The 20,243-nt window shown below is 70.3% G+C and carries 15 protein-coding genes; 12 read left to right on the top strand and 3 right to left on the bottom strand.

Annotation, left to right across the window (positions count from 1 at the left end; genetic code table 11):
- Nucleotides 1-19: 19 nt before the first annotated feature.
- On the bottom strand, nucleotides 20-418 hold the full coding sequence (locus tag OHB13_RS06580; protein ID WP_266858440.1) for a hypothetical protein: 399 nt from the start codon (nucleotides 416-418) through the stop codon (nucleotides 20-22).
- Between the two features lie 951 nt (nucleotides 419-1,369).
- Nucleotides 1,370-1,882 (bottom strand): hypothetical protein, encoded by a 513-nt coding sequence (locus tag OHB13_RS06575; RefSeq protein WP_328376220.1) that lies wholly within the window; start codon nucleotides 1,880-1,882, stop codon nucleotides 1,370-1,372.
- Between the two features lie 232 nt (nucleotides 1,883-2,114).
- Between OHB13_RS06575 and OHB13_RS06570 the strand changes: the two genes are divergently transcribed.
- Complete coding sequence (locus OHB13_RS06570; protein WP_328376219.1) at nucleotides 2,115-4,505, top strand: tetratricopeptide repeat protein; 2,391 nt, start codon at nucleotides 2,115-2,117, stop codon at nucleotides 4,503-4,505.
- 534 nt (nucleotides 4,506-5,039) lie between these two features.
- Here OHB13_RS06570 and OHB13_RS06565 read toward each other — a convergent pair.
- The gene (locus OHB13_RS06565; protein WP_266858447.1) at nucleotides 5,040-6,842 is read right to left on the bottom strand and encodes a glycoside hydrolase family 15 protein; all 1,803 of its coding nucleotides are present in this window, start codon (nucleotides 6,840-6,842) and stop codon (nucleotides 5,040-5,042) included.
- A 450-nt stretch (nucleotides 6,843-7,292) separates the two neighbouring features.
- Between OHB13_RS06565 and OHB13_RS06560 the strand changes: the two genes are divergently transcribed.
- From OHB13_RS06560 to OHB13_RS06510, 11 genes are all read left to right on the top strand, one after another.
- Nucleotides 7,293-8,951, top strand: a complete 1,659-nt coding sequence (locus OHB13_RS06560) for a CTP synthase (protein WP_266861189.1) — start codon at nucleotides 7,293-7,295, stop codon at nucleotides 8,949-8,951.
- A gap of 84 nt (nucleotides 8,952-9,035) precedes the next feature.
- The gene (locus tag OHB13_RS06555) at nucleotides 9,036-9,662 is read left to right on the top strand and encodes an NUDIX hydrolase (protein ID WP_328376217.1); all 627 of its coding nucleotides are present in this window, start codon (nucleotides 9,036-9,038) and stop codon (nucleotides 9,660-9,662) included.
- A gap of 210 nt (nucleotides 9,663-9,872) precedes the next feature.
- Entirely contained in the window at nucleotides 9,873-11,870 is a 1,998-nt protein-coding gene (locus OHB13_RS06550) for an AAA family ATPase (RefSeq protein WP_405750013.1), read from the top strand.
- A 189-nt stretch (nucleotides 11,871-12,059) separates the two neighbouring features.
- Complete coding sequence (gene ald, locus OHB13_RS06545) at nucleotides 12,060-13,175, top strand: alanine dehydrogenase (RefSeq protein ID WP_328380228.1); 1,116 nt, start codon at nucleotides 12,060-12,062, stop codon at nucleotides 13,173-13,175.
- 328 nt (nucleotides 13,176-13,503) lie between these two features.
- Nucleotides 13,504-14,673 carry a ParA family protein gene (locus OHB13_RS06540; RefSeq protein WP_266858451.1) on the top strand — a complete coding sequence of 390 codons (1,170 nt, stop codon included), beginning with the start codon at nucleotides 13,504-13,506 and terminating at the stop codon, nucleotides 14,671-14,673.
- Complete coding sequence (locus OHB13_RS06535; RefSeq protein ID WP_266861195.1) at nucleotides 14,670-15,224, top strand: hypothetical protein; 555 nt, start codon at nucleotides 14,670-14,672, stop codon at nucleotides 15,222-15,224. The genes OHB13_RS06540 and OHB13_RS06535 overlap by 4 nt, the downstream gene beginning before the upstream one ends.
- A gap of 77 nt (nucleotides 15,225-15,301) precedes the next feature.
- Nucleotides 15,302-16,357, top strand: a complete 1,056-nt coding sequence (locus OHB13_RS06530; RefSeq protein WP_328376214.1) for a segregation and condensation protein A — start codon at nucleotides 15,302-15,304, stop codon at nucleotides 16,355-16,357.
- On the top strand, nucleotides 16,354-16,965 hold the full coding sequence (scpB, locus tag OHB13_RS06525) for an SMC-Scp complex subunit ScpB (RefSeq protein WP_328376212.1): 612 nt from the start codon (nucleotides 16,354-16,356) through the stop codon (nucleotides 16,963-16,965). The genes OHB13_RS06530 and scpB overlap by 4 nt, the downstream gene beginning before the upstream one ends.
- Nucleotides 16,965-18,149: a pseudouridine synthase gene (locus OHB13_RS06520; protein ID WP_266858456.1), complete on the top strand. Its 1,185-nt coding sequence runs from the start codon at nucleotides 16,965-16,967 to the stop codon at nucleotides 18,147-18,149. The genes scpB and OHB13_RS06520 overlap by 1 nt, the downstream gene beginning before the upstream one ends.
- A gap of 227 nt (nucleotides 18,150-18,376) precedes the next feature.
- On the top strand, nucleotides 18,377-19,114 hold the full coding sequence (locus OHB13_RS06515; protein ID WP_266858457.1) for an NUDIX hydrolase: 738 nt from the start codon (nucleotides 18,377-18,379) through the stop codon (nucleotides 19,112-19,114).
- Nucleotides 19,111-20,178 (top strand): ADP-ribosylglycohydrolase family protein, encoded by a 1,068-nt coding sequence (locus OHB13_RS06510; protein ID WP_266858459.1) that lies wholly within the window; start codon nucleotides 19,111-19,113, stop codon nucleotides 20,176-20,178. Before OHB13_RS06515 ends, OHB13_RS06510 begins: the two co-directional genes overlap by 4 nt.
- Nucleotides 20,179-20,243 lie beyond the last annotated feature (65 nt).

Below are 20,243 nucleotides of genomic sequence, written 5' to 3'. Positions count from 1 at the left end.
GCGCGGGCCGGGGCGGCTGTCACCCGAGGGAGATCGGGTCGGTGCCGAAGGTCCAGGAGCTTCCGGACCTCGCGTAGACCTGGATCGGGGTGCTGCCGTAGTCCTCGCCGGAGATGGAGTCGCACTGGCCGGGCGCGAGGACGGGAGTGATGTGCCCCGGGCTGGTGACGTTGTCGCCCGCCGTGTCCTTGATCCAGAAATAGAAGCTGTTCGCCGAGCTCTGGTAGTTGCACAGCCGGGCGGACACCCACGGGTTGTCGTCCAACGTGTGCCAGCCAGTGATCTCCACGCCGTGCGCAGAGTTGGAGTCGGATCCGGTTGCGGCGGATGCGCTTCCCGACGCGAGCCCCAGCCCCGTGACGGTCAGTGCGGTCACTGCGGCGAGGGAGGCGACTCGGCGCCCCAGTTTGAACTGCATGTCTTCCCCTTCGATTCGGACGGGACGAACGATCCGTGTTCACAACCCTCTGACAAGTCATGGCACGGACAACTGTCCGACAAGCCATGCCTCGCAGAGGGAGTGGGTGCAGCTACTTCTCCTGCGTGCTCGCCGCTATATGGAGATCGGCGGCGTCTCTCCCCCGTACCAGTAGGCAGGACTGGTGAAGAAGGAAACTCCGTAGTAGGTGCCGGAGCCAGGGAACACCGTGTTGGAGAAGACATCGCTGCCGGGTCCCCACACGACGTTGCAGTGTTCAAGCTGCCAGGGAGAATGTTCTGGTTGCTGTCAACAACCTCTGCACAGCGGTTGATGTGGGTGTTGTTCGAGCCGCTCGTCTGGACCTCGGTCCATATATCACCCGCGCCGTCTCCATCCACACACGTCCTGACTTGAAGGCCATCCGCGGACAGATAGCGGCAGCCGCCACCTGACTGGTCGGCCGAGGCGGCGCCCGCAGCGCCAATGGAGATGCCCGTGACAAGTGCCAAAGCGGCTGCGCCGCCGGCGACAGCCCGTCGAAACCTCATGGTTCGTTCCTCTTGTAGGCGGGCGCTGCTGTGAGACGTCCTGTCGGAACTCGAAGCCACGCGGCCATGGGGAGCTGGGAAGGGTCTGTCTGCACAGTGAAGAGAAGTGCCGTCGCGCGCGTGGAGGTTGCCGAGGTAGAGCAGGCTGACGGCATCCGGATGTACTTGCCGCTGCTGGACGGCACTGGGCTGGGGCACGAGACGTTCTCGACGGGGGCGCCGGCCGGGGTTGCGGCGACGAGGCCAGCGGTGGTGAGGCCGGCCGCGATGCCTCCGGCCGTCAGTTTCAGGGCGAGTTTCATGTGGTCCCCCCCGACGTCTGTGCGTCAACGGCCTGTGTCGATCTTGCCAACTCACCCACAGGCCGCGGGCTGCTCTCCAGTCATCTCGCTGAACGCCATCAGCACGGGCCCGCGTCGCTGTTGCCCGAGTTCGCGCCACTGGCATAGGCGTGCCACGAGCCGTAGCCCTCGCCGCAGGCGAGGGAGATATTGACCGTCGCCTGCCAGGTGTCGGGCTTGGAGTTGTGGATCGGAACCCAGCCGGTGGTGACGTCCTGCGGGCCGAGGATCGTCTCGGTGTTGTTGCACGGAGGGTTGGCGAACCCTTGCGGCCTGAGGCAGGGGTTCGCTGACCAGTTGCTCGGGAGCGGGTCGTTGCGGTGGTTGACCCAGTAGCTGTAGGAGTACTGGAAGTGGGCGCGGGCGCTGCCGCAGCTGTCGTACTGCTGCTCCACCTGGCCGGCGTACTCGCCGCCGACATAGATGTTGCCAGGGGCGCCGATGTCGATGATGGTGCAGTTGGCGGGGGCGGCGTGTGCGACTCCGCCGACGTCGATGATGGTGCCGCCTGCGACGGCCAGGGTCGCGGCGGCCATGGCGATGGTGCGTCGGGCCGTTCCGAGTTTCAGCATGGGTGTGTTTCCCCCGTGTAGTTGATACCCCTTGCCGGAGCATCTGGTTGTTCCTCTGGTTTCGTGCTGCCGCTTGGGTCGACCTTGCGCGAAGTGGCAGGTCCAGGCTGCCCGGGGCGCTGGAGTGGAGTCACGTTTTCCGTACGAATCCGTACAGCCCGCTTATAGACTCTCCTTGTCAGCAGCACGGCTTCACGGGGGAGCGAGCGTCGTGGGTGGGCAGCGGGGTGCTATGCCGGATCCGAGCAAGGCGGCGGATCTGGCGGAGTTCGTCTGTTTGCTGGGTGAGTTGCGGGCCTGGGCGGGGATGCCGTCGTACCGGGTGCTTGTCAAAAGGGTCGGGCCGCTGATGCGACCGGCACGGGTTGTCTCACTGTCCACGGTCGTGGACGCTTTCAAGACCGGACGCAGTCGCCTGGACCTGGACCTGGTCGTGGGAATCGTCCGGGCGCTGGGGGCGGACGAACCTGCGGTCGATCTCTGGCGCAAGGCATGCATCAAGGTCCACGGGCTGGCCAAGACCGGCGGCCCAGTCGGCGTCTTCGGTCAACTACCCAGGGATCTGGCGACGTTCACCGGGCGCCGTGAGGAACTCGCGCGCCTGATCGCGGCCGCGACGCAGCATCACGACCGCAGCGGTGCGACCACGGTCGTGATCTCCGCGGTCGAGGGCATGGCCGGGGTCGGCAAGACCCAGCTAGCGATCCATGCCGCCCACAAACTGGTACGCGCCGGGCACTTCATCGACGTGCAGCTGCATGTGAACCTGCGCGGCTTCGACCCCGAACTCCCGCCCGCGGACCCGTCCGCGGTGTTGGAGGCGTTCCTGCGGCAGCTGGGAGTAGCCGCGCAGCAGATCCCCGAGAGTCGGGACGAGCGGGCGGCGATGTACCGCGACCGAATGCGGGATCGCCGTGCCTTGGTGCTGCTGGACAACGCCGCCACCGAGGACCAGGTCCGCGACCTCATCCCAGCCGGGCCCACATGCCTGGTCCTGATCACCAGCCGCCGCAGTCTCGCCGGACTCGACGGTGCCTCCCCGCACCTGATCGACACTTTCACCCAGACCGAAGCACTCGACCTGCTCACCCGGATCGCCGGACACGACCGTGTGGCCGCCGAACCCGAAGCTGCCGCACGCGTCATCGGGTACTGCGACCGCCTCCCACTCGCCCTGGCGCTGACCGCCGCCCGGTTACGCTCCCGGCCCGCCTGGAGCCTGGCCGAACTCGCCGACCGGATGCAGGCCGGGCGTCTGGAGGCGATCAGCGCCGGCGGCCGCGCAATACGCCCTGTGTTCGACGCGTCCTACCAGGCACTCCCAGACAGGGCACAGCAGGTGTTCCGCCTCATCGGCCTTCACCCCGGCCCGGACTTCAGCGCAGCGGCGGCCGCCGCATTGGCGGGCATCACCGCCGGCGGGGCCGCCGAGGTACTGGAACTGCTCCTGGACGAACACCTGCTCCAGCAAAAGCGCAGCGGGCGCTTCGAACTCCACGACCTGCTCCGCGCCTACGCCAGTGAGCAGGCCAACACCATTGACCCTGGCCAGGAGCGCCGCGCTGCAGTGCACCGGATGCTGGATCACTATGGGCATACCGCACACGACGCCGCCCTGCTGTTGGAACGGGGCCGGGACCCGCTGAACCTGCCCCCGCCGCAACCGGGGGTCTGCCTGGAACACTTCGCCGATCACGAGCGGGCGCTGGCCTGGTTCACCACCGAACATGCCGTGCTTCTAAGCGCCGTAGGCCACGCCGCCGCCACCGGTTTCCACGCCCACACCTGGCAGCTGGCCCACTCCCTCGCCACCTACCTCGATCGGCGCGGGAACTGGCACGACCTTGCCGCCGTCGGCAACACCGCCATAGACGCCGCCGACCGGCTGGCCGACCCCCTCGGGAAGGCCATCGCCCACAATATCGTCGCCCGCGCCCACCGCCGCCATGGCAACTATGAGGACGCCCAGCATCACCTGCGCCAGGCACTCGACCTGTTCGGCCGGATCGGTAACCTGGATGGGCAGGCCGATACGTACATCGAACTCGCCAGAGTGAAGGCATGGCAGAGCCCTCCTGCCATTGCCGAAGCACGTGCACTTGCCCGTCAGGCCCACGCCTTGTACCAGTCCCGTGGCCACCGGCTGGGGCAGGCCCAGACCCTGACCGCCATCGGCTGGTCGCACGCGCGCCTTGGCGACTATGCACAGGCCTTGACCTGCTGCCGACAGGCTCTGCCTGTCCTTGAAGAATTCGACGACCGTGAACGGCAGGCCCATGCCTGGGACAGCATTGCCTACGCCCACAGCTGCCTGGGTCAGCACACTCAAGCCGTCGCGTGCTACAGACTCGCCCTTGATCTGTGCCGCGGCCTCGGCGACCGCCCGCTAGAAGCAGACATCCTCAATCGCTTCGGCGACGCCCACCATGCCGCGCACTGCCCCGATGCAGCCCACGATGCCTGGCAACAGGCCCTGGACATCCTCACCGAACTCGATCAACCCTACGCCGACCAGATCCGCAGCAAGCTCGGTCTGTACGGTGACCGGTGGGAAGTCCCGGACAGGGGGCGTGTCAGAGGGCAGTATGAGAGAACGTTCCGAACCGGCATGACCTTCTTGTAGTCGCCTCCCTCATCGGCAGCGAGACGGGACACCCGTTGCGGCGAGAGCCGTACGCCTTGTCACCGCTGACGTGACCGGGCCGGGTGCGGGGCCGCTCGTCCTGCGGGCGAATACTGCAACTCTCGAATACCGGCACCCCACCAGTGCGCGGAGCGCCGCCGAAGGCGCCCTTGACTGACCGGACCAGCCCCACACTCAGCAGTCGGGCGGCCCGTCACGGTCCCGGCCCAGGTGGGGAATTACGCCGCGCAGATCATGTAGTCCGTGGGGGGATCACGCAGCCGCTCACAAGGCGCGGCCACCGCCGTACCCGTCGGATCACCGACCCCGCGATTTCCCAGGCGGCCCCACTGGCCGCCAAACGCCGGAGTCCTGCCCCGGCCGCGCACGCAGACGCTGACCGGGGCGGTCCCGTACACAAAGAGGGGAACTACTTGCTCACGGGGGGCAGGAATCCCATCCCCCTGTCCTATTGGCCACGCGGTGGACATCGCCGGTGGGAAAAGGACCCGGGATCCGGGATCCCACAGCAGGTCACCCTCCGTAGGCCCCCGAGGCCGTGAGCCGCAGCGCGGTGTCGATCAGCGGCACATGGCTGAAGGCCTGCGGGAAGTTGCCCACCTGGCGCTGGAGCCTGGGATCCCACTCCTCGGCGAGCAGCCCGAGGTCGTTGCGGAGCCCGAGCAGCTTCTCGAAGAGCTTGCGCGCCTCGTCCACCCGCCCGATCATCGCCAGGTCGTCGGCGAGCCAGAACGAGCAGGCGAGGAAGGCGCCCTCGTCGCCCTCCAGTCCGTCGACGCCCGCGGCGCCGCCCGTGGTCGGGTAGCGCAGGACGAAGCCGTCCGGTGTGGACAGTTCGCGCTGGATGGCCTCGACGGTGCCGATGACGCGCTTGTCGTCCGGCGGCAGGAACCCCATCTGCGGGATGAGCAGCAGGGACGCGTCCAGCTCCTTCGAGCCGTAGGACTGCGTGAAGGTGTTGCGTTCCTTGTCGTAGCCCCGCTCGCAGACATCGCGGTGGATGTCGTCGCGCAGCTCGCGCCAGCGCTCGATGGGCCCGTCGGCGTCCCCGGACTCGATCAGCTTGATGGTCCGGTCGACGGCGACCCAGGCCATCACCTTGGAGTGCACGAAGTGGCGGCGCGGCCCGCGCACCTCCCAGATGCCCTCGTCGGGCTGGTCCCAGTGGTCCTCCAGATACCGGATCAGCTTGAGCTGGAGCAGGGACGCGTAGTCGCTGCGGGCAAGGCCCGTCATATGGGCGAGGTGCAGGGCCTCGGTGACTTCGCCGTACACATCGAGCTGGAGCTGTCCGGCCGCGCCGTTGCCCACCCGGACGGGGCCCGAGTTCTCGTAGCCCGGCAGCCAATCCAGCTCCGCCTCGCCGAGCTCGCGCTCCCCGGCGATCCCGTACATGATCTGCAGGTTCTCCGGGTCGCCCGCGACGGCCCGCAGCAGCCACTCGCGCCAGGCGCGGGCCTCCTCGCGGTAGCCGGTGCGCAGCAGTGACGAGAGCGTGATCGCCGCGTCGCGGAGCCAGGTGTAGCGGTAGTCCCAGTTGCGGGAGCCGCCGATGTCCTCGGGCAGTGAGGTCGTCGGCGCGGCGACGATGCCGCCGGTCGGCGCGTAGGTGAGCGCCTTGAGGGTGATCAGCGAGCGGACCACGGCCTCGCGGTAGGGGCCGTGGTACGTGCACTGCTCGACCCAGTCGCGCCAGAAGTCCTCGGTGGCCACCAGCGAGTTCTCCGGCTCGGGCAGCGCGGGCGGGGCCTTGTGCGAGGGCTCCCAGCTGATGGTGAAGGCGATCCTGTCGCCCGGTCCGACGGTGAAGTCGGAGTACGTCGTGAGGTCCTCGCCGTAGGTGTCGGCCGAGGTGTCCAGCCAGACGGAGTCGGGCCCAGCGACCGCGACCGTGCGCCCGTCCACCTTGTGGACCCAGGGCGTCACCCGCCCGTAGCTGAACCGCATCCGGAGTGCGGAGCGCATCGGGACGCGCCCGCTCACCCCTTCCACGATCCGGATCAGCTGGGGGGCGCCGTCACGCGGCGGCATGAAATCCGTCACACGGACGGTGCCGCGCGGCGTGTCCCACTCCGATTCGAGGATCAGTGAATCCCCGCGGTAGCGGCGCCGGTCAGCGACCGGCGGACATGCCGAAGGGGCATGCGCGGGTCCCAGCCGCCAGAAACCGTTTTCCTCGGTCCCCAGCAGTCCGGCAAAGACGGCGTGCGAGTCGAAGCGGGGCAGGCACAGCCAGTCGGCCGTCCCGTCCCGGCAGACCAGGGCGGCGGTCTGCATGTCTCCGATGAGTGCGTAATCCTCGATGCGCCCGGCCACGTGCAATCTCCAGTCGAACGGCCACGTCGCCCCTCGGGGCGCTTGTGTTGCAGTCAAGGGCTGTTTGGAATAAGCGCTGACGAGCGCCGGCGGGCGCAAGTTCCGGAGAACGGGCGGGGGTGGTGCCGGCTTCCGGCCGTCTCGGCAGCGAGTGTCCGAGCAGGATACGACGCACCCAGGTGATCCGCATGACCTGCCAGGCACCCTGACTGGTCCGAACGGGTGAGTGTTGAGTGACCGGATTGCGGCCGTCCGGTGAAGGTTGAGCTGTGTGTGGCGGAGGGGGTGCTGTGCGTGGCCGGGAGCGGTCTCCCGCCGTCGCTGATACCCTGGTGGCCCGTGGACCGGTGGTCATTACGCCCCGAACCGCAGCGACGGCACCCCCGGAATTCTCCGGGCCCCGTGTCGGCACGCACTCCAGATCGCGACCACGGGAGCCCCCTCTTGGCCATGCAGGCCCGCAACTCAACATCCGCGACGACCAAGCACATCTTCGTCACCGGGGGTGTCGCCTCTTCCCTCGGCAAGGGTCTGACCGCCTCCAGTCTCGGTGCGCTCCTCAAGGCCCGCGGCCTGCGGGTCACGATGCAGAAGCTCGACCCGTACCTGAACGTCGACCCGGGCACGATGAACCCGTTCCAGCACGGTGAGGTGTTCGTCACCAACGACGGCGCCGAGACCGACCTGGACATCGGCCACTACGAGCGTTTCCTCGACGTGGACCTCGACGGTTCCGCCAACGTCACGACGGGACAGGTCTACTCGACGGTCATCGCCAAGGAGCGGCGCGGCGAGTACCTCGGTGACACGGTGCAGGTCATCCCGCACATCACCAACGAGATCAAGCACCGCATCCGCCGGATGGCCACGGACGACGTCGACGTCGTCATCACCGAGGTCGGCGGCACGGTCGGCGACATCGAGTCGCTGCCGTTCCTGGAGACCGTCCGCCAGGTCCGCCACGAGGTGGGCCGGGACAACGTCTTCGTGGTGCACATCTCGCTGCTGCCCTACATCGGCCCCTCCGGCGAGCTGAAGACCAAGCCCACCCAGCACTCCGTCGCGGCCCTGCGCAACATCGGCATCCAGCCCGACGCGATCGTGCTGCGCGCCGACCGCGACGTACCGACCGCCATCAAGCGCAAGATCTCGCTGATGTGCGATGTCGACGAGGACGCCGTGGTGGCCTGCGTCGACGCCAAGTCGATCTACGACATCCCGAAGGTGCTGCACACCGAGGGACTGGACGCCTACGTCGTCCGCAAGCTCGACCTGCCGTTCCGCGACGTGGACTGGTCCACCTGGGACGACCTGCTCGACCGCGTCCACAACCCCGACCACGAGGTCACCGTCGCGCTGGTCGGCAAGTACATCGACCTGCCCGACGCCTATCTCTCGGTCACCGAGGCCATCCGGGCGGGCGGCTTCGCCAACCGGGCCCGGGTCAAGGTCAAGTGGGTCACTTCCGACGACTGCAAAACGCAGGCCGCCGCGAAGAAGCAGCTCGGGGACGTCGACGCGATCTGCATCCCGGGCGGCTTCGGCGAGCGCGGGGTCGACGGCAAGGTCGGCGCGATCCAGTACGCCCGCGAGAACCGGATCCCGCTGCTCGGCCTCTGCCTGGGCCTCCAGTGCATCGTCATCGAAGCGGCGCGGAACGTCGCGGGCATCCCCGATGCCAACTCCACCGAGTTCGACGCGGCCACCGGCCACCCGGTGATCTCCACGATGGAGGAGCAGCTGGCCTACGTCGAGGGCGCCGGCGACCTGGGCGGCACCATGCGGCTCGGCCTCTACCCGGCGAAGCTCGCCGAGGGCTCGCTCGTCCGTGAGGCGTACGAGGACCAGCCGTACGTCGAGGAGCGCCACCGCCACCGCTACGAGGTCAACAACACCTACCGCGCCGAGCTGGAGACCAAGGCCGGTCTGGTCTTCTCGGGCACGTCCCCCGACAACAAGCTCGTCGAGTACGTCGAGTACCCCCGCGAGGTGCACCCCTACCTCGTCGCCACCCAGGCCCACCCGGAGCTGCGCTCCCGGCCCACCCGGCCGCACCCGCTCTTCGCGGGTCTGGTGAAGGCCGCCGTGGCGCGCAAGACGGGCAAGTAGCACGCGGACACGGGCGTTACGGTTGACCGGGGCGGGGTTCTCATGAGCCCCCGCCCCGGTTTCCGCATTTGAGAGGACGCTTCCATGGCCATCAGGGACACCGCAGAGGAGTGGCAGGTCACCGCGACCACCACCCCCTTCACCGGGAACAAGACCAGCGTCCGCACCGACGACGTCGTGATGCCCGACGGGACCGTCGTGCACCGCGACTACCAGGTCCACCCCGGCTCGGTGGCCGTCCTCGCACTCGATGACGAGGACAAGGTCATCGTCCTGCGCCAGTACCGCCACCCCGTACGGCAGAAGCTCTGGGAGATCCCGGCGGGACTGCTCGACATCCCCGGCGAGAACCCGCTGCACGCCGCGCAGCGCGAGCTGTACGAAGAGGCGCACGTCAAGGCCGAGAACTGGCGGGTGCTCGCCGATGTGTACCCGACGCCGGGCGGCTGCGACGAAGCCGTACGGATCTTCCTCGCCCGTGAGGTCTCCGAGGCCGAGGGCGCGCGCTTCGAGGTCTCCGAGGAGGAGGCGGACATGGAGCACGCCCGGGTCGACCCCGCGGAGCTCGTCCGGGGCGCGCTCGCCGGAGAGCTGCACAACACCTGCCTGGTCGTGGGGGCCCTGGCGCTCACCGCCGCCCTCAACGGCGACGGCCTGGACGCACTGCGCCCGGCCGACGCCCCCTGGCCCGCCCGGCCCTTCGAGGCGTAGAACGGCACCGCCCGGCCACCGGCACTTTCCGGCCCCCTCTTTTCGGCCCCTCTTTTCGGCTTTCGATCTGATGATCTGCTGATCCGATTGAGGGACATGCCTACTGTGCCCGCCCCGCCCCACCTGGTTCGTCTGAATACGTGAACTACGCTCGGCACCGTCCCGTCCGGGCCCCCGGCGGGCCGGTGCGCAGGCGGACGGAGCGAGCCCGTGACGGATCAGGCGGTGGACGCGGTCGACCGGGTCACGACATCGGACGCCGACCGGACGACCGGTCACTTCTTCGGCAGGCAGCGGGAGTTGAAGGCGCTGCGCGCCGACATCGAGCGGGCAGGTCTGGACACCATGGCCGGCCGCAAGGGCGCCCGCCCCCGGGTGCTGCTCATCGCGGGAAAGCCGGGGTCGGGGCGGAGCGCACTCGCCGCCGAACTGGCCGGACAGCTCACCGCCGACTACCCGGACGGGGTGCTGAGCGCCCGGCTCACCACACCCGGCGGCGACCGGGTGCCCGACGGGGACACCGCACGCCGGCTGCTCGGCGCGCTCGGCGTCCCCGCTCCCGCGGGCGCCGCCGACGACGACCTCACCGGACTGGTCCGCGAGGCACTGGCCGGGCGCCGGGTCCTGCTCGTCCTGGACGACGCGGCCGACGCCGGACAGGTCGATCCTTTCCTTCCCGACATCTCGGACTCCCTGGTCGTGGCCGTCTCCACCGGCCCGCTGACCGGTATCCCCGATGTCAGGCCCTGCACGCTCGGCGGTCTGGACACCGGGTCCGCCGTCGGACTGCTGGGAGATTTCACCGGCGCGGTCCGCGTCACCGTGGACCCGCGGACCGCCGAGGCGCTGTCCGAGGAGTGCGGCGGGCAGCCCGCGGCACTGGTGCTGCTCGGCGGCTGGCTCGCCGCCAGGCCCAAGCTGTCGGTCGCGGACGTCGCCCAGCAGTTCCGGAACCTGCCCGACGCGGATGACGGGCCCGCGGCCGCCCGCCCGCTGGCCCGCGCCTTCCGGTTCGTGTACGGCTCCCTCCCGCAGCCGGCCGCCCGGATACTGCGGCTGCTGGCCCTCGCCCCCGCCGGACTGGCCGACGCGCACACGGCGTCAGCGCTGGCCGGCTGCTCGGTGTCCGCCGCCCGGTCCACCCTGGAGGACTTCGCCGGGCTGGGCCTGCTGCGCGCCTGTTCGGAGGGGCAGTTCGAGGTGCCGGGCTGCCTCGCCCCGCTGCTCCGCGCACTGATGGAGGCCCAGGACCGGCCCGCCGAGGTGCAGCTGGCCAGGGCGCGGCTGCTGGAGCGGACCGTGCGGCTGCTCCAGTCCTGCCGGGCGGTCACCGACCCGGACGGCTCGCCGTCCCGCAGGAAACTGGCCGGGCTGCCCCGCACGCTGCGCTTCGCGAACGCCCCGGCCGCCGCCGAGTGGCTCCGGCTGCGGGAGCCCGCGCTGCTCGCGAGCGCACGGCTGGCGGTCGCGGACGGCGAGCTGGACACGCTGGCCAGACGGCTGGTCGCCGCGTTCGTAAGGGCCCTGACCGCGCACCGCGGTGCCGAGGCCGCCGCCGCCGAGCTGTACGGCCTCCACCAGCTGGTGCTGGGCGTCGCCGAGCGGCGCGGGCTGCACCGGGAGCAGGCGGCGGCGCTGCTGAACCTCGCCGATCTCGACGCGCGGACCGGCCGCACCCGCGAGGCCCTGGACCGCTACCGGGCCGCGCTGGACGCCGGACGCGCGGCGAACGACCCGTACGCGACCGGCCGGGCGACGGAATCCGTCGGCGGCGCCTACCAGGAGCTGGGGGACTGGCAGCGGGCCTGCGACTGGTACGGGCGAGCGCTCTCCCAGCGGCAGGCGCGGGGGGAACTGGCGGACGAGTCCCGGCTCCACGGACGGCTCGGCACCGTGCACACCTATGCGGGCCACTACACCGACGCGCTGCGCAGCTGGCGGGCAGCCGTGGCCGGGTACCGCAGGGCGGGGGACCTGCCGGCCCAGGCGCGGGCGCTCAGCGAGGTGGCCCGGGTGCAGGAGTACGCGGGGCGCCCCGACGAGTCGCTCCGCACCTGCACGGAGGCGGTGGAGTGGGCCCGGCGCGCCGATGACGTGCGGCTTCAGGCGGCGCTGCACCTGCGGCTGGCCGACACCCTGGAGCGGCTGGGCGACTCGGCGGCGGCCCAGCTCCACCGCGGTTCGGCTGAGAGATTGCTGGCCGATTAGAGATTTGCCTACGAAATCCGTGGTGGCTCGACTGAAGATTATTGCTTTGGAAGGCTAGACAGCGCGAAGTCCTTCATTAACACTGGTTTTCATCGCGTCCATCCGGGATGCCTCAGCTCTGCTGTGCATTGCCGGATATATGCGTCATCTCCAGAACATCACCCCCCAGATTCAAGGACCGTGATCGACGTGCTGGTCGGCATCCCCCGCGAGGTCAAGAACAACGAGTTCCGGGTGGCCATCACCCCGGCAGGCGTGCACGAGCTGGTGCGCCATGGACACCAGGTCGTCATCGAGCAGAGTGCGGGCGTCGGCTCCGCGATCACCGATGAGGAGTACGTGGCCGCAGGCGCGCGCATCCTCCCCACGGCCGACGAGGTGTGGGCCGCCGCTGACCTGCTGCTCAAGGTCAAGGAGCCCATCGCCGAGGAGTACCACCGCCTCCGCAAGGACCAGACGCTCTTCACCTACCTGCACCTCGCCGCTTCCCGCGCGTGCACGGACGCCCTGCTGGAGTCCGGCACCACGGCCATCGCGTACGAGACGGTCGAGACCGCGAACCGCCAGCTGCCGCTGCTCGCCCCGATGTCGGAGGTGGCCGGCCGGCTCGCCCCGCAGGTCGGCGCGTACCACCTGATGCGCTCGGCGGGCGGCCGCGGTGTGCTGCCCGGCGGTGTGCCCGGTACGGCGGCGGGCGAGGCGGTCGTCATCGGCGGCGGCGTCTCCGGCTGGAACGCCACGCAGATCGCCATCGGCATGGGCTTCCACGTCACGCTGCTGGACAAGGACATCAACAAGCTCCGCGAGGCGGACCGGATCTTCGGCACCAAGGTGCAGACGATCGTCTCGAACGCGTTCGAGCTGGAGAAGGCGGTCGTCGCCGCGGACCTCGTCATCGGCGCCGTGCTCATCCCCGGTGCCAAGGCGCCGAAGCTCGTCACCAACGCGCTCGTCGCCAAGATGAAGCCCGGAAGTGTACTTGTCGACATTGCGATTGATCAGGGCGGCTGCTTCGAGGACTCGCGTCCGACCACGCACGCCGAGCCGACCTTCCAGGTCCACAACTCGGTGTTCTACTGCGTGGCGAATATGCCGGGCGCAGTGCCGCGTACGTCGACCTACGCCCTCACCAACGCCACGCTCCCGTACATCGTGGAGCTCGCGAACCGGGGCTGGGAGGACGCGCTGCGCCGCGACCCCGCGCTCGCGCTGGGTCTCAACACGCATGACGGGCAGGTCGTTTACCGCTCGGTCGCCGAGGACCTCGGTCTTCCGCACGTCGAACTGAGCACCTTGCTCGGCTGACCCGTCAACACGCGTCGTCAATCTCACGCAACCGGCCGGACCTTGCACGCCGAGGTCCGGCCGGTTGCGCGTCTGCCCCCTTTGCGCCCCTCGTTCAACTCGCCGCGAACGTAACCCTTTAGCCGTTTCGTACACCCGTGAAACCCGCCGAGTGATCCCTGTACGCCCTTGACACCGGGGTGTTCCGTTGCCGACACATCGGGCCGGGTCCGGCGGATTGTGTTGCTGCGGACCGGTGACACGCCATAGAGTCGCCCATCGTCGGCATGGTGCCACGCTGACCTATCGATAAAGTTTCCTGGTCACGTCCAAGGAGGTAAGACGACTTGTGAATGAGTCGACATTTACTCCCGGGGGTGGTCGATCAGGAACGCCTGCTCGGGGCCACGGCCCTGCGGGGCGCGAGGCTGTCGGCTCCGTCGCTGTCCGCGCCTCCGCGAGCCACCAGACCCACCCGCACATGACGACAGCCCACCAGAGTATGGACGGCCTACACGTGAACGCCAGGGCCGGCGACCGGAGTGGCGATACGACCACCCATCTCGCCGTCTACAACGAGGTCCCCGAGGGTCACTTCTACGACCCCGACGCCGAGTACGAGCCCGACCCGGAGTACGCGGCCACGCTCGCCCCGGACGCTGCCCGCCAGCGCCGCGAGCGGATCGGCCCGACCGGACGGCCGCTGCCGTACTTCCCGATTCCAGGACCGCTGACCGATCACGGTCCCGCCAAGATCATCGCGATGTGCAACCAGAAGGGCGGCGTGGGCAAGACCACGTCGACCATCAACCTGGGCGCCGCCCTCGCGGAGTACGGACGGCGGGTGCTGCTGGTCGACTTCGACCCGCAGGGCGCGCTCTCCGTCGGTCTCGGTGTGAACCCGATGGAGCTCGACCTCACCGTCTACAACCTGCTCATGGAGCGGGGCATGGCGGCGGACGAGGTCCTGCTCAAGACCGCAGTGCCCAACATGGACCTGCTGCCCAGCAATATCGACCTGTCGGCCGCCGAAGTGCAGCTCGTCAGCGAGGTGGCCCGGGAGTCCACGCTCCAGCGCGCGCTCAAGCCGCTGATGCAGGACTACGACTACATCGTGATCGACTGCCAGCCGTCGCTCGGTCTGCTGACCGTGAACGCGCTGACGGCCGCGCACAAGGTCATCGTGCCGCTGGAGTGCGAGTTCTTCGCGCTGCGCGGGGTGGCCCTGCTGACCGAGACCATCGAGAAGGTCCAGGAGCGGCTCAACCCCGACCTGGAGCTCGACGGGATCCTGGCCACGATGTACGACTCCCGTACGGTGCACAGCCGCGAGGTGCTCGCGCGTGTCGTCGAAGCCTTCGACAACCACGTGTATCACACAGTCATCGGCCGGACCGTGCGCTTCCCGGAGACCACGGTCGCCGGTGAGCCCATCACCACGTACGCCTCCAACTCGGTCGGCGCGGCCGCCTACCGTCAGCTCGCCAGGGAGGTGCTCGCCCGGTGTCACGCCGAGTGAGTCTGCCGGGGGCCGACGAGCTGTTCCGTACGACCGGGGGGATGGCGCTCCAGTCGTCGTCCCCGCGGCGGCCGGTCAACGGCGAGGCACGGATCCCCGGACCCGCGGGCGAGAGCGACCCGGCCGCACCGGCCGCGCCCTCCGCCGAGCGGGACGGGTCCGCGGCGGCGGAGCACTCCACCGCCGCGGCGGAGACCACCGAGTCCCGCAGCAGGACCGACGGGGCGGAGGCGGCCGCGGGCCGCAGACCGCAGGAGGCGCGGCCCATGACCGCGCCGGTGGCCCCGGCCGGCCAGCAGCGCCGCCGGGGCGGCGGCAGGGGGGCCAACCGGCGCCCCACCGGGCGTGAGCGGCACGACGAGAAGATCACGGTCTATGTCTCGGCCGAGGAACTGATGGACCTCGAACACGCGCGTCTGGTGCTGCGCGGCGAGCACGGCCTCGCCGTGGACCGCGGGCGCATCGTCCGGGAGGCGGTGGCCGTGGTGCTCGCCGACCTGGAGTCGCGCGGCGACGCCAGCATTCTCGTACGGCGGCTGCGCGGGCGCTGATACGACGGCGGCGCGGGCGCTGAGCGGCTGCGCGCCGGTGGCCTTCCCGCGCCCGTACTTCCGTACCCTGGACCGCAATGCCTGCCGCCGACGACTCCGCGCCGACCCGCCGCCGCGCCCTGGGGCGCGGCCCGGGGGCGCCTTCCGTGGGGCAGCGGACGCCGGAGCCCGGCGCGGCGCCCGTACGCGTGCCCGGGTCAGATCCGGTACCCGGACCCGATCCGGTACCTGTGCCGGCGTCCCGACCGGCGCCGGAGCCGGTGGCCGACCCCGCACTCCCGGTGCCACCGCCCCCGCCGGCCCCCGTTCAGCCGGAGGACGGTGATCCGGACGAGCCGCGCGACGGCCGGTTCACGGTGCGGCTCACCAACTTCGAAGGACCCTTCGACCTCCTCCTCCAGCTGATCTCCAAGCACAAGCTCGACATCACCGAGATCGCCCTGTCGAAGGTCACCGACGAGTTCATGGCGCACATCCGGGCCATGGGCGCGGAGTGGGACCTGGACCAGACCACGGAGTTCCTGGTGGTCGCCGCCACTCTGCTCGATCTGAAGGCGGCGCGGCTGCTGCCCGCGGCCGAGATCGAGGACGAGGCCGACCTCGCGCTGCTCGAAGCGCGGGACCTGCTCTTCGCCCGGCTGCTCCAGTACCGCGCGTACAAGCAGATCGCCGACATCTTCAGCGACCGGTTCGAGGCCGAGGGCAAGCGGTATCCGCGCACCGTGGGCCTGGAGCCGCACCACGCGGCGCTGCTGCCCGAGGTCGTCATCAGCATCGGCGCCGACGGCTTCGCGAAGCTCGCCGTGAAGGCGATGCAGCCGAAGGCCGCACCGCAGATCTACATCGACCACATCCACGCCCCGCTGGTCTCCGTGCAGGAGCAGGCGGAGATCGTGGTGGCCCGGCTGCGCTCGTGCGGCGAGGTGAGCTTCCACACCCTCACCGAGGACGCGGCGGACACCCTCACCGTGGTCGCCCGCTTCCTGGCCCTGCTGGAGCTCTACCGCGAGAAGGCGGTCGCCCTCGACCAGCCGGAGGCGCTCGGCGAACTGCTGGTGCGCTGGACCGGCGGTGACGGCGCGGAGCCCGTGGTGACCGACGAATTCGATCAAGTGGTGGAGGAGACGGCATGAGTGATCTCAAGCCCGAACTCGAAGCGGTCCTGATGGTCGTCGACGAGCCGGCCACCGAAGAACACCTGGCCAAGGTCCTGGAGCGGTCCAGACGCGAGGTCGCCGACGCGCTGCGGGCGCTGTCCGACGAGTACACCGTCCAGGGCCGGGGCTTCGACCTGCGGCTGGTGGCCGGCGGCTGGCGGTTCTACACCCGCCCCGAGTACGCGGCGGCCGTCGAGAGCTTCGTCCTGGACGGGCAGCAGGCCCGGCTCACCCAGGCCGCGCTGGAGACCCTCGCGGTGGTCGCCTACCGCCAGCCGGTCAGCAGGTCCCGGGTCTCCGCGGTCCGCGGAGTCAACTGTGACGGGGTCATGCGGACCCTCCTGCAGAGGGGTCTGGTGGAGGAGGCGGGCGCGGAACCCGAAACAGGTGCGATCCTGTACAGGACGACGAACTACTTTCTGGAGCGGATGGGCCTGCGAGGCCTGGACGAGCTCCCGGAGCTCGCGCCCTTCCTTCCGGAGGCGGATGCGATCGAGGCCGAGACACAAGAAGGTGTGCCGTCGTTCGATCCGGATGCACCGTACGGTCCGGACACCGACGCAGACGACAAGACGGAACTTTGATGCGAAGCAACGGCAGGAACAGCGGAACCGGCAACCGGGACAACCGGGGTGCGGGCGGGAAGCCGCCCCGTCGGACGTCCGGCGGTGCCGGCGGGGCCGGCGGAGGGCGCGGCGACAAGCAGGAGGAGCGTCCGCGCCGGCCCCGCCCCGAGGAGCGGCGTTACGACGTCGGCACGGGTTCCTCCGACGACCAGGGGCGCAAGCCCGCGGGTGGCGGCCGGGGCGGCCCGGCCGCCGGCGGCAAGCCCGGTGGCAAGACCGCGGGCAGCCGGGGTGCCGCCGCGCGCGGCGGCGCCAAGGGCGGCCCGAAGAAGAGCCCGCAGAGCCAGCCCCCGCGCCGCGGCCCGCACGGCCAGCGGGAGCCCTCCAGGCCGCGCGAGCTCGACGCCAAGATCGAGGAGCGCAACCGGGAGCGGCACAACAAGCCGCAGGTGAAGACCCCCAAGACCTTCCCCGGCGCCGAGGAGGAGGGCGAGCGCCTGCAGAAGGTGCTGGCCAGGGCCGGTATGGGCTCGCGCCGCGCCTGCGAGGAGCTGATCGACCAGGCCAGGGTCGAGATCAACGGCGAGATCGTCATGGAGCAGGGCCGCCGGGTCCTGCCGAAGGACGAGATCAAGGTCGACGGCCTGACGGTCGCCACCCAGTCGTACCTCTTCTTCGCGCTGAACAAGCCCGCCGGTGTCGTCTCCTCGATGGAGGACCCGGACGGCCGCCAGAATCTGGGCGACTACGTCAACAACCGTGAGACGCGGCTGTTCCACGTGGGCCGCCTCGACACGGAGACCGAGGGCATCATCCTGCTCACCAACCACGGCGAGCTGGCCCACCGGCTGACCCACCCCCGTTACGGCGTGAAGAAGACCTATCTCGCCGCGATCCAGGGCCCGTTGCCGCGCGACCTCGGCAAGCGGCTGAAGGACGGCATCGAGCTGGAGGACGGCTACGCACGCGCCGACCACTTCCGCGTCGTCGAGAACACCGGCAAGAACTACCTGGTCGAGGTGACCCTCCACGAGGGCCGCAAGCACATCGTCCGCCGGATGCTGGCCGAGGCCGGTTTCCCGGTCGAGAAGCTGGTGCGGGTCAGCTTCGGCCCGATCCCGCTGGGCGACCAGAAGTCCGGCTGGCTGCGCCGCCTCACCAACACCGAGGTCGGCATGCTGATGAAGGAAGTCGGCCTGTAGCCGCCACCGCCACCGCCACCGCAGACGCAGACGCAGACGCAGACGCAACCGGAACCCGGTCCCCGCTCCGTGCGGGGGCCGGGTTCTCTCTTGCCCGCCCCGTCCGGCTGCTTTATAGTCATGGTGACCATAAAGAAGGGCGGTGCACGGCCGCCCGGTGAACCGGGCCCACGGGGGTGGACCGGATTCCGGGAGGCCGTGCACCGGCAGAGCCGGAGGGGGCGCGCATGACGGAACACCGGTCCCGCGCCCCGTACGACCCCTCTGCCTTCACGCCGTTCGCCGTCGCCGTCGACCTGGCCGTCTTCACGGTCCGGGAGGGTGCGCTGCACGTCCTGCTGATACGGCGCGGTGAGCACCCGTACCTGGGCGCCTGGGCGCTGCCCGGCGGGTTCGTCCTGCCGGACGAGTCGGCCGGGGAGGCCGCCAGACGCGAACTGGCCGAGGAGACCGGGCTGTCCGGGGAGACCGCCGCCGCGCTCCATCTGGAGCAGTTGCGGACGTACAGCGAGCCCGGCCGCGACCCCAGGATGCGGGTCGTCTCCGTCGCCTACGCCGCGCTCGTACCGGATCTGCCCGAGCCCCGGGGCGGCGGCGACGCGGCCCACGCCCAGTGGATGCCCGCCGGTACGGAGCGTGCTCTCGCCTTCGACCACACCCGGATCCTGGCCGACGCCCACCGCCGGGTCGGCGCCAGGATCGAGTACAGCTGCCTCGCCACCTCGTTCTGCCCGCCCGAGTTCACCCTCGGCGAGCTCCAGCAGGTGTACGAGACGGTCTGGGGCACCGTGCTCGACCGTCCCAACTTCCGCCGCAAGGTCCTCGCCAGCCCGGGTTTCGTCGAACCGGTGCCGGGGGCCGCGCGTCTGACGGGTGGCCGGGGCAAACCGGCCGCCCTCTATCGGGCGGGCCCCGCCACCGCCCTGCACCCACCTCTGCTGCGCCCGGAAGGACGACCCGAATGAGTCCCGTCAGCCGTACCAGCCGTGTGAGCCCCGTCAGCCGCACGAGCAGCGCCGCCGGTCAGGCCGCCACCGGCGCCCTCATCGGACTCGCCCTGGGGGACGCCCTCGGCTATCCCACCGAGTTCGACGGCATACCGTCCATCCTCGCCACGCACGGCCCCTGGCGGGAGATGGCGCTGCCCCGCCCCGCGCTCGTCACCGACGACACCCAGATGACGCTCGCGCTGGGCCGGGCCCTGCGGACCGTGATGGATCGCGGGATCCTCGAACCGGTATCGATGGCGGCGGCGGTCCGGCAGGAGTTCGTCGCCTGGTACCACTCGCCGGACAACAACCGCGCGCCCGGAAACACCTGTCTGACCGCCTGCGGCCTCCTCGACAGCGACCGGCCCTGGCAGCAGGCGAGCCGGCTGGGGTCCAAGGGATGCGGGGCCAATATGCGGGTCGCGCCCCTCGGTCTCGTACCCGGACTGAGCACCGAACAGCGCGCCGGAGCCGCCCAGTTGCAGTCCGCGCTCACCCACGGCCACCCCACGGCACTGGCGGCCAGTGACCTGACGGCGCACGCGGTGTTCCTGCTGGCGCACGGGGCAGAGCCGACCGGTCTGGTGGGACAGCTCCGCTCGTACGCCATCGAGAACCGCACGCGCTACCACGAGCGGTGGCTCGGCGACCTCTGGACGTACGCGGGAGACGCCGGCGGCGCAACCCCCGCCCACTTCATGGCCCGCGGCTGGGACGACTGCCTCGCCGTCCTGGACCGGCTCGTCGCGGCGCTCCGCGCACCCTCGCCGGAGACGGACCCCTGCCTGGCGACGGGGGAGGGCTGGATCGCGGAGGAAGCCCTCGCCACCGCGCTGCACTGCTTCCTGCTCTTCCCCGACGAACCGCTCCTGGCGCTGCGCAGGGCAGCCTGCACCAGTGGCGACTCCGACTCGATCGCCTGCCTGGCGGGCGCCTTCGCCGGTGCGCGCCTCGGCCCCGGCGTCTGGCCGCGTGAGTGGGCGGAACGGATCGAGTACCACGGGGAACTGCTGGCGCTCGGCGCGCTCTGGGACGCCTGAGCAGGACAGCGCAGTGGGCCCACCGCGCCCGTCCCCGTCTCGCAGGACGGGCGCGGCGGCCGATG

This window comes from Streptomyces sp. NBC_00440 (assembly GCF_036014215.1).
Taxonomy (GTDB): Bacteria; Actinomycetota; Actinomycetes; order Streptomycetales; family Streptomycetaceae; genus Streptomyces.
Note: the sequence above shows the minus strand (reverse complement) of the source record. Positions and strands in the feature narration are given on the sequence as shown.